Source organism: Bradyrhizobium cenepequi, from assembly GCF_020329485.1.
GTDB classification, from domain to species: domain Bacteria; phylum Pseudomonadota; class Alphaproteobacteria; order Rhizobiales; family Xanthobacteraceae; genus Bradyrhizobium; species Bradyrhizobium cenepequi.
Window position 1 is genome coordinate 42291 of the sequence record NZ_JAGKJI010000049.1, and the last position, 7377, is coordinate 49667.

Annotated in this window: 8 protein-coding genes; 2 read left to right on the plus strand and 6 right to left on the minus strand. The window is 63.3% G+C overall.

The annotated features are described in order from the left end of the window. The first annotated feature begins 131 nt into the window (after positions 1-131). Positions 132-3260, plus strand: coding sequence for a PAS domain S-box protein (locus J6497_RS33100; RefSeq protein ID WP_225708404.1), 3129 nt, complete (start codon positions 132-134; stop codon positions 3258-3260). Positions 3261-3384: 124 nt separating this feature from the next. Here the strand turns inward: J6497_RS33100 and J6497_RS33105 are convergent, their stop codons facing one another. Continuing rightward, a complete protein-coding gene (locus tag J6497_RS33105) occupies positions 3385-4032 on the minus strand; it encodes a response regulator transcription factor (RefSeq protein WP_225708405.1) in 648 nt (215 codons plus the stop codon). 146 nt (positions 4033-4178) lie between these two features. On the opposite strand from J6497_RS33105, the gene J6497_RS33110 reads away from it, so the two are divergent. Then, positions 4179-4490 (plus strand): hypothetical protein, encoded by a 312-nt coding sequence (locus J6497_RS33110; protein WP_225708406.1) that lies wholly within the window; start codon positions 4179-4181, stop codon positions 4488-4490. A 97-nt stretch (positions 4491-4587) separates the two neighbouring features. On the opposite strand, the gene J6497_RS33115 is transcribed toward J6497_RS33110, so the two are convergent. The 5 genes from J6497_RS33115 to J6497_RS33135 all read right to left on the minus strand — a co-directional run. Beyond that, a complete protein-coding gene (locus J6497_RS33115) occupies positions 4588-4917 on the minus strand; it encodes a PilZ domain-containing protein (protein ID WP_225708407.1) in 330 nt (109 codons plus the stop codon). A 3-nt stretch (positions 4918-4920) separates the two neighbouring features. Next, a complete protein-coding gene (locus J6497_RS33120; protein WP_225708408.1) occupies positions 4921-5796 on the minus strand; it encodes a CheR family methyltransferase in 876 nt (291 codons plus the stop codon). 32 nt (positions 5797-5828) lie between these two features. Continuing rightward, a complete protein-coding gene (locus tag J6497_RS33125; protein ID WP_225708413.1) occupies positions 5829-6212 on the minus strand; it encodes a response regulator in 384 nt (127 codons plus the stop codon). 243 nt (positions 6213-6455) lie between these two features. Beyond that, a complete protein-coding gene (flbT, locus tag J6497_RS33130) occupies positions 6456-6836 on the minus strand; it encodes a flagellar biosynthesis repressor FlbT (protein WP_225708409.1) in 381 nt (126 codons plus the stop codon). A 185-nt stretch (positions 6837-7021) separates the two neighbouring features. Next, positions 7022-7377: flagellin (locus tag J6497_RS33135; protein WP_283844991.1), on the minus strand; the 356-nt coding region annotated here is incomplete at its 5' end.

Here is a 7377-nt window from a genome sequence, read left to right on the forward strand (position 1 = left end):
AGTCATGTCACAGGCATTGCGGGACCGGCAAGTCCGTATTGCTTCCACCTGATAAGACGCTCTAGCATCAGAGGCCCGGGCCGCGAATGCCCGCCGCCCGCTCCGGACGGAGGAAGGCCGCAACAGCACAGATGACGCTCACAACCAGGCTCGCCATCGCGATGATTGCGCTGGTTGCGATCACAGTCGGCGCGGTCGCGTGGCTGAGCTATCGCAACCTGGAACAGGCGATCGTGCCGCGCGTGCTCGACCGGATCGAGGCGCATTCGCGCTTCGTGGCGGGAGACCTGGCTACCCAGACCGACAACGCGCGCGCCGACATCGTGATCTTTCGCGATTTTGCGGCGGTGATCGGGATGATGCGGGCCCGCCTCAACGACGGGACCGATCCGCTGGATCATGTCAGCGAGACGCTGTGGCGCGAACGGCTGGAAGGCCGCCTTGCGGCGCAGCTTGCGACCAAGCCGGCATATGCGCGGCTGCGCTATATCGGCGTTGCCGATGGCGGGCGTGAAATCGCTCGCGTCGACCGTTCGGGGCCGAATGGCGCCGTTCGGGCCGTGCCGGAAGCAGCGCTGCCGCGCGCCGGCGATGCGCCCTATTTCCGTGACACGCTCGCACTTGGCGTCGGCGGGATCTATGTCTCGCCGGTCGAATTGGACAAGGAAGCCGGCGCAGCGCAGCCGGTGCCGATCCTGCGGGTGGCGACGACGGTGCCGGCGACCGACGGCAAGCCGTTCGGGATCATCGTGATCGAGATCGACATGCGCGGCGAGCTGGACCGCGTGCCAGGCTCGGTGCGGCCGGGCGAAACGGCCTATGTGGTCGATGGCCGGGGCCACTACCTCGTCCATCCTGACCGAACACGCGAATTCGGCGGACAGGCAGGGACGGGGGCCGACTGGCGGCGCGACTTTCCCTATCTGGCCTCGTCGCTGGGAACGACGCAGGGCTTCGCGCGCATGGTCGAAGGCGCGGGCGGACGGCCGAACGGCGTGGCGCTGGGGCCGGCGCTGCTCGCCGGCAATCAATGGATTGCGGTGATCGAGACGGTGCCGAATGCAGTGTTCATGGCGCCGGCGGCGACGATCCGCAACAGCTCGATCGTGGTCGGCCTGCTCGCGGTGCTGGCCGCGGCGGCACTGGCGATCCTGATCGCAAGATCGCTGATGTGGCCGATCGGGCAATTGACGGCGGCGGTCGAGAGCGTGGCCAAGAACGGCACGGATGCCATTCCGGTCGACGCGCCGGGCGAGACCGGCGTGCTGGCGCGCGCCTTCGTGCGCGTGATCGATGAAGCAAACGCCAAGGCGGCTGCGCTCGAGCGCGAGGTGGTCGAACATTTGCGCACCGAGGCTGCGCGCGACCGCCTCGCCGGGCGCGAGCGCCTGTTCAGCGCCGCGGTCGAATCCGCCAACGACGCCGTCATCACAAAGTCGCTAGGTGGTATCATCACCGGCTGGAATCCGGCCGCCGAGCGCCTGTTCGGCTATGCCGCGACTGAAGCGGTGGGCCGGCACATCTCACTGATCGTACCGCCCGATCGCGCCGCGGAGACAGACGATGTGCTGCGCCGGATCGGCGCCGGCGAAACGATCGCGAACAATGAGACCGTGCGGCTGCGCAAGGACGGCACGACGGTTGAGGTGTCGCTCTCGATCTCGCCGATCAAATCGGCATCCGGCGCCATCATCGGCATCTGCAAGACCGCGCGCGACATGACCGAAAGCCGCAAGGCGCAGGAGAATTTGCGCGAGAGCGAGCAACTGGCGCGCGGCATCATCAACAGCGCGCTCGATGCCTTCGTGCAGATCGATCAGAAGGGCATCATCCGCTACTGGAATCCGCAAGCGGCAAGCATCTTCGGATGGGCTCGCGAGGAGGCGCTCGGCAGGAACGTGTTCGAGCTGCTCGGCCGGCCGGACGGCCCGCTCAAGACGGCGTTGGCGGCGTTCCTGAAATCGGGCGGCGAACCGGTGCAGCAGCGCCGCCGCGAGGTGGTGATACGGCGGCGGGACGGCACGGAGTTCACCGCGGAACTCAGCATCGCCGCGCTGAAGACCCGCGACGGTTTCGTATTCAACGGCTTCGTCCGCGACCTCACCGACAAGATCGCGGCCGAGGAACGCATGAGGCAGGCCGAGAAGATGGAAGCCGTCGGCCAGCTCACCGGCGGCATCGCGCATGATTTCAACAATATCCTCACCGTCATCACCGGGACGATCGAGATCCTGGCCGACGCGGTGAGGAACGAGCCGCAGCTTGCCGCGATCACCAAGATGATCGACGAGGCGGCCGCACGCGGCGCCGAGCTCACCCAGCATCTGCTGGCATTCGCCCGCAAGCAGCCACTGGATCCACGCGAGGTCGACGTCAACCTGCTGATCGTCGAGACCACGAAGCTCCTGCAGCGGACACTCGGCGAGCATGTCGAGATCGAATCGATCTTCGAGGACGAGACCTGCCTTGCGATCGTCGATCCCAACCAGCTCGTCACCGCGATCCTCAATCTCGCTCTCAACGCCCGCGACGCGATGCCTGATGGCGGCAAGCTCGTGCTCGAGACCGGCACCGTGTTGCTCGATGAGACCTACGCTAAATTGCAGGGCGACGTCCGGCCAGGGCGCTATGCGATGATCGCGGTGAGCGACACCGGCACCGGAATCCCCTCCGACATCATCGACAAGGTGTTCAATCCGTTCTTCACGTCGAAAGGTCCGGGCAAGGGCACCGGCCTCGGCCTCAGCATGGTCTATGGCTTCATCAAGCAGTCAGCGGGGCACATCAAGATCTACAGCGAGGAAGGCCATGGCACCACGATCAGAATGTATCTGCCGCCTGCGGCCAGCGCGACGGCCACGATCGAGCCGACGCTCGCACCGAAGCTCGAGGGCGGGAACGAGACCATCCTCGTCGTCGAGGACGACAAGCTGGTGCGCGACTATGTGCTGACGCAACTGCACTCGCTCGGCTACGCCACGCTGGATGCCGCAAACGCGGCCGAGGCGCTCGCGATCACCCGCGCGGGCCGGCCGTTCGACCTGTTGTTCACCGACGTGATCATGCCCGGCATGAACGGCCGGCAACTCGCCGACGAGGTCCACAAGCTGAAGCCCGACGTGAAGGTGCTGTTCACCTCGGGCTATACCGAGAATGCGATCATCCATCAGGGCCGGCTCGACGAAGGTGTGCTCTTGCTCGCGAAGCCCTATCGCAAGTCGGACATGGCGACCATGATCCGCAAGGCGCTCGCCGCATAGAGGCGATTTTATTCAACAGCGAGCTAGAGCATGATCCGGGAACGTGTGAAGCGGTTTTCCGAAAAGATCATGCTCAAACGATAACCTAAAGCGCGATGATGATTCATCCTCATCTCATCGCGCTTTAGGCCGAGCGCTGCTGTTGCTGCTGCGCGGTCATCACGATGCGCACGAGATCGGCGGCATTCCTGGCGCCGAGCTTCTTCATGATGTTGGCGCGGTGATCCTCGATCGTACGCGGGCTGATGCCGAGAGAACGCCCCGCTTCCTTGTTGGAAGCGCCCGCCGTGAATTGTTCCAGCACCTCGCGCTCGCGCCGCGTGAGCGGCTCGCGCCCGGGAAAATGCAGAGTTGCGATCCGCGATGCGGAACTCTCAGCCTGCCGCCGCATGTAGGCACCGATCGCCTCATTGAGACGGGCGACGATTTCGCTGCCGCGGAACGGCTTCTCGATGAAGTCGAGCGCCCCGTTCTTGATGGCGCTGACGGCCATCGCGATGTCACCCTGTCCCGAGATCATGAAGATCGGCGCCGGATAATCCTCGCCGTGCAGTTCCTTGAGAATATCAAGGCCGGATTTGCCGGGGATGTGCACGTCGAGCAGGATGCACGCCGGCGTCCTGGTTCGCGCGACCGACAACAGCGCGGCGCCGTCGGCAAAACAGATCACCTGATAGCCTGCTGCGGATAGGACCATCGAAAGCGTGTCGCGTACGGCGGGATCGTCATCGACGACGAAGATCTCCCCGCGGGAAGGGGCATTCTCAGCCATAGGTCATTCGTCCTTGAGTGGTGAAACCTGCAAACCGAACAATGGCTCCGACGTCGCGTCGAATTGACCCGTATTAGTACGGGACGATGGCTTAGCGCACAAGTAGCACCGCGGCCCCTAAAGGTAGGGTACCGTGGAGAATGCGCATGCAGAAAGCCGCAGAAAATGATCCTGCCACAGAGGCCGTGGACGGAATTGACGCCTATCAAACAATCGTCTCAGACCTGATATGCCTGATCGGCCAGGTGCAGGCGAGCCTGTCTCGGATCGAGAGCGTGATCGCCTATGAAACCTCGCTTGCTTGCGCGGAAGCCGCCGATGCCAACATTATCGTGCTCGACGACGTCACGCCGCGCTATACCAAAGCGGGGGCGGCACTCAAGGCATGCGACGCCGGCCTCGGCGCAGCCCTCGGGTTCCTGCTCGAAGTAAAGGCAATCGAGCAGCGCCTGAACTAAAGCGCGATGAGATGAGGATGAATCATCATCGCGCTTTAGGTTGTTGTTTGAGCATGATCTTTTCGGAAAACCGCTTCACACTTTTCCGGATCATGCTCTAGGCGGAGGTTTTCCAGTTCTCGGTTCCCTCCGCCGCGGCAACGCGTCTTTTCACAGGCTTGCCCCGGATGAACTGGATGTCCATCTCGGTGCCGTTGACGCGGACCAGTTCGCAGCGGCGATAGGCAAGCCCGGTCGAGGACAACAGAAGGAAGAACTCCTTGAGGTTAAGTCCCTGGATGGAGCCTTCGACATTCAGGGCCGCGTCATTCTCGGAGATGGCGTTGAGCACGCAATTGCGCCGCCAGGTTCCATCGATTGCCATGATGCATACCTCGTAGCCGCGGCTGAATGTCACCCGCCCTGCTGTCCCGCCGGTCTCCTTCATCTGTCAGCGTCCTCCGATCGCGGCCATCCTGGGCATGGCCGCAGCCGCCATCGGGGCGACTGCTGCGCGTGCGCCGGTCGGCCGATAGAGGCCGCGCTTTTCCGCGCAGGGTTTGAAGACGTCGGTCAAGCCGACGACGGTTTCAGCCGCGCCGAGCACCAGGAAGCCATCTCCTTCGAGCGACCTGGCGAGGCGATTGAACACGTTGATCTTGGTGTCCTGATCGAAATAGATCAGCACGTTGCGGCAGAAGATGACGTCGAACGTGCCGAGCTGCGAGAAGTCATGCAGCAGATTGAGCTGGCGGTGCTGCACCATCGCGCGGATCTCGGCATTGATCTGCCAGAGCTCGCCGTTCTGCTTGAAGTACTTGAGCAGCAATTGGATCGGCAGGCCGCGCTGCACCTCGAACTGGCTGTAGATTCCCGCCTTGGATTTCTCCAGCACGTCCTGCGACAGATCGGTCGCAAGGATCTCGGTGCGCCAGCCCGCAAGCTGCGCGCTCATCTCCTTCAGGCAGATCGCCAGCGAATACGGCTCCTGCCCGGTCGAGCCGGCGGCGCACCAGATCCGGATCGTCTTGCGGCCTGCCCGTGCCTTCAACAGTTCCGGGATCATCGTGTCGCGGAAATGATCAAACGGCGCCTTGTCGCGGAAGAAGAAGGTCTCGTTGGTGGTCATGGCCTCGACCGCCTGCGCGATATGACGGCTCGATCCGCCCTTCATCTTCTGCAGGAGATCGTCGATGCTGGACAGGCCGCATTTGCGCGCCAGCGGCAGCAGGCGGCTTTCGATCAGATATTGCTTGTCCGCGGACAGGTCGAGACCGGAATGGTCCCTGAACAATTTACGCAGATACTCGTAGTCGGACGCGTTCACGACAGCCTCTCAGCACAAGGGATTTCGAACGATCAGGCGGGCATCGCGGCTGCGATCAGGCCAACCTCGTGGAATTTGGCGGCGATGATGGCCTTGTCGAACGGCTTCATGATGTATTCGTCGGCGCCCGCCTCGAGCGCGCGCGAAATGTGGTCGACGTTGTTCTCGGTCGTGCAGAACACGACCTTGGGCAGATCGCCGCCGGGCAGCCGACGCAGATGGAGCAGGAACTCGTGGCCGTCCATCACCGGCATGTTCCAGTCGAGCAGCACCGCTGTGGGCATGGCGCGCCGGCAGGCATCCAGTGCCCGCTCGCCGTTCTCGGCCTCGATGATCTGGAAATTGAGCTCTTCCAGGATGCGGCGCGCGATTTTCCGCACCACGCTGGAATCATCGACGACAAGACAGGTCCGCACCTGCTCGCCGATCCGTGGACCATCCATCTGAACTCGCCTCTCGATTGTTGTTGTCGATGCTCGTCAATCGATAGCGCTCAGCGCCTCACAACCACTTAATTTTACCGCCCGTGCGAATACGGATGGCATGCTGATACCGGCAAGCGAGCGATGTCCAATGCGCCGGAATCGAGCGTTGCCGCGCGTCGGGACGAAGACAATGAATTCGTTGGAGTTTTCGCTGCGAGGCGCGGCCGGCGCGCTTCACGCCGCGGCGCGCTGCTGCTCGCGCTGCATCAGCTTGCGGATTTCCTTGAGCGCCTTGTAGAGCGCGCCGCCCGCCACATGCTGGTTAACCAGGTCGAGCGGCTCGCGCGTGCCGGCATCGGCCTGCAGCAGTTCCTTGGCGAAGCCAAGATAGGCGGTCCGATAGCGCTGGACGTCGTTCTTCAGATACATGGTCTGGACGCAATGATAGAGCCGCCTCGCCGGAGTATTGGCGGTCTTCTCGCTCACGGTGTCCCTTTCGCGCAGGATCGGCGCTTCGCCGTCGATCAGGAAGGAGGTGCGGGTGCCGGAGTTGATCAGCACGGTCTCGCCGATGACGATCCGTTCAAACGGCTTCAGTTCGACGCGCAACGGCATGATCGTCTCCTTTTCTAGGCAACGGCTTTTCTAGGCAACGGCGCGGGCGTCTGGCCGCCCTCGATTTTCGAAGTCTTCGTCGCGCAAACCGGCGATGGCCGTGCCGCCATCCGGTCTCGCGGTTCTTGAATCCGAAAGCGGCGGAGTTGCCTCCGCCGCTTCCGTGTTCGGTTTCGTCGCAGGGCTCAGCGGAGCAGCTGGAGCACGCTCTGCTGGCTCTGGTTGGCGAGCGCCAGCGCGGACACCGCGATCGACTGGCGGGTCGACAGCGCCTGGCTGTTGGCCGCTTCCTCGTTGGTGTCGGCCAGCGTCAGGTTGGACGAGCCGGTCTGCAGCACGTTGATCAGGTTCTTGGAGAAGTCCTGACGGATCTGCACGATCGACAGGTTCGAACCGAAGGCCGAAGCCTGCGAGCGCAGCGTGCTCGACGCGTCGTTCAGCGCGGTGAGAACCTTCTGGGTGCTGTCGTTGTCGATGAAGTCGGTCCCGGCAGTCAATGACGCCAGACCCAGGCCAGCCGGATCGTCGGTCACGCCGTTGA